3 protein-coding genes and 1 pseudogene are annotated in these 2638 nt (G+C 68.0%); 2 read left to right on the top strand and 2 right to left on the bottom strand.

All coding sequences use genetic code 11. From position 1 onward, the window contains the following. On the bottom strand, nucleotides 1-316 hold a 316-nt coding region (locus tag AOZ49_RS31445; RefSeq protein ID WP_197286813.1), incomplete at its 3' end, for a contractile injection system protein, VgrG/Pvc8 family. A 26-nt stretch (nucleotides 317-342) separates the two neighbouring features. Continuing rightward, entirely contained in the window at nucleotides 343-1248 is a 906-nt protein-coding gene (locus tag AOZ49_RS31450) for a hypothetical protein (RefSeq protein WP_156355803.1), read from the bottom strand. Nucleotides 1249-1486: 238 nt separating this feature from the next. On the opposite strand from AOZ49_RS31450, the gene AOZ49_RS31455 reads away from it, so the two are divergent. Both AOZ49_RS31455 and AOZ49_RS31460 read left to right on the top strand, forming a co-directional pair. Beyond that, nucleotides 1487-2338, top strand: coding sequence for a M15 family metallopeptidase (locus AOZ49_RS31455; RefSeq protein WP_054434048.1), 852 nt, complete (start codon nucleotides 1487-1489; stop codon nucleotides 2336-2338). A 70-nt stretch (nucleotides 2339-2408) separates the two neighbouring features. Continuing rightward, nucleotides 2409-2638, top strand: a pseudogene (locus AOZ49_RS31460) (hypothetical protein); the annotation flags it as partial.

Consider the following 2638-nt stretch of genomic DNA (forward strand, 5'->3'; position numbering starts at 1 on the left):
CTTCCAGCACGGTCCAGCCCAGGCCGGCCTCGGCCAGCAGGCGCATCAGGAAGTCGTAGTCGGTCTCGCGGTACTGGGTGGTGTAGGGGCGCGGCTTCAGGCCCGCCAACGCCGGTTCGACGTCGGCCGCCAGCCGGTAGACATAGCCCTCATAGCCGTCGAGCACATGGCGCACGATGTCCAGCACGGCCTTGCCCTCGAACGCCTCGCGCGCGATCCAGCCCTCCACCTGCAATGACGCGAGCACGCCCTCGCCTTGCAAACGGTAAAGACGGGCATCGGCATTGAACAGGCCGGCGGTGGCAGTGGGATCCATCGGGGAAAAACCTTGGTCAGGCGCGATCACGGTTCAATGTGGGATTGCGCATTGGGACATTCGGGGGCCGTGCCCCAGTGGCCGGCGCAGACGCGCAGGCGGCATTGTTCGCTTTCGAGAAAGCCGAGCTTGCGGCATTCCCCGAGGCGGGTGGCGAGCGACGATCCCGGCAACTCGCGCACGAAGATACCGTCGGTCTTGTAGACCTTGGTGCCGGGCGGCGATGCCGGCGGCAGGCCGTAGGCCATCAGCGTCGCCAGCAGGGCCGCGTCGCTGTCATTGCGTGGCGTGGCCTTGCCGCGCGCCGGCGCGCTCTTGGACGTGGACGCCGGCGCGCCGGGCGTTGCCGCGGCCACCACGGTGGCTTCGCGCGAACGCTCCGCATGTTGCGCGGCGGGACCGGGCGCCCTGGACGGCGCGGCGCGCGGCACGGCGGCGGGCTTGGGCGCGGCCGCCGTCACGGCCAGCGCGGCCAACGGATTGGCGGGCTCGCCTTCATCGGCGGCCGGCGCGGGCTGCGTCAGTTGCGCCAACGGATGATCGTCGATGATGGCGGCGGCATTGGAGGGCGGCGCTTCCGTGTTCGCCGGCATCCGCGCCTGCGCGGTCGCGCTGGCGTTGGCCTGCGTCATGGCCGTGGCGGCGCCATTGCCGGCGACGGGCTTGCCGGCGACGGGCTTGCCGTCGGCGGCCGGCCGGGACTCGGGTTCCGTGCGCGCCACCACCACCGGCAATTCCGCCGTGTCATAGACCGCCCACAGTCCCGCGCCGACACATCCCAGAAACAGCGCCAGCAACACCAGCAACGGCGTCTTCGAACGTTGTTTGGGCGGCAGGTGTTTGGCCTCGGCCTCGGGCACGCGGCCTTCGAGCGTGGCAAGAATGCGCGACGACGGCTGCGCATCCGGGGAGGATGAGCGCCCGGCAAGCAAGCTGGGAATAGAGGGCGGTGGTCGCGATCTTTTTTCGTCTTCTGCCATGCGAGGTCCCGTGTCGGCAGGGGCGCACGAAGCCCCTTTAACCAAGGTGTCCGAGAATACCTGATGACACCTTTTAGATCACGGCTTGTTGTTACGATTCCTAAAGCATCGACGCTGTCTGCAACGCCCAAGCGCTTGCCTCAATCCCGAATAGAACAAAAGATTACGCCTTCGTGATTGAGGGATACCGTTGCTAGTTCTACTGCCCCTATATTTTCTGCTCGCGATAGGCGTCTCCGCGCTGCTGGTCTTCCCTTCCTTCCGGGCGGGAACCGCGCGGAGCGTACGCGCGTTCGCGCAGGGAATGCGGCGCCGTGTGGCGCGCGGCGCGGGGCAGGCGGGCGATGTGGTCGGCGGCTCCGCGCAGGTGGTCCGCGCGGGCGTCGGCCGGGCCGGCAATACGTTTTCCGCCTACCGCTGGCAGATCGCCGCGGGCCTCGCGGTCGTGTTGCTTCCGTCCCTTTTCGCTTTCGTCATGCGACACAATCACACATTTATTTACGAGGATCGGATGGCCGGTCCGGACCCTCGTATCCAGGCGCTGTTGACCGGCGAACGGCTGGTTCCGCCGCCGCCGTTGCCGCCCGAAGTCTTCACCACGCGCGAAGTGGAATTGGTGCGTCCGAACCTGGGCGGCGCGAGCCGCGACTGGAACCTGCTGGACGCCGATTACCGCCAGCGCCTGCTGGCCGCGTATCGCATCATGCGTGAAGAGCATGGCTATGAAATGGTGCTGATCGAGGGCTACCGCAGTCCCGAGCGCCAGGAAGAATTGGCGAGCAAAGGCTCGCACGTGACCAACGCCGGCGCCTACCAGAGCTATCACCAATATGGCCTCGCGGCCGACAGCGCGTTCCTGCGCGATGGCAAGGTGGTGGTCTCGGAAAAAGACCCGTGGGCCATGCGCGGCTACGAACTGTTCGGCGAGACCGCCGAACGGGTCGGCCTGACGTGGGGCGGCCGCTGGAAGCTGATGGACTTCGGCCACACCGAATTGCGGCGGCCGGGCGTCATGCGGCGCGACGCGGGAGCCGCGCAATGATCCGATCATCTCACGCGACTACCCTGACCCTCTTGCTCTCCCGACCAACCGATCACCGCGACGAACCCACATGACCCGTTTTCTCAAAACCGGCCTGGTGCTGGCCCTGGTGTTCGGGGTCGTCTGGCTGGCCGTCATCATCTGGTGGCAGGAGTCCCGCACGCTGCCCACCGGGCTGGACATCGGCCTGTACCTGTTCGCGTTGCCGCTGGCGCTGATCGCCGCCGGCTGGGCCGGCCTGCGCATCGCCCGCGCGCGCCGCGAAGCCCGCGCCGCGGCCGCGGCGGCGCCCGCCGCCGG

Source organism: Achromobacter sp. 2789STDY5608615 (assembly GCF_001298995.1).
Classification (GTDB): domain Bacteria; phylum Pseudomonadota; class Gammaproteobacteria; order Burkholderiales; family Burkholderiaceae_B; genus Achromobacter; species Achromobacter insuavis.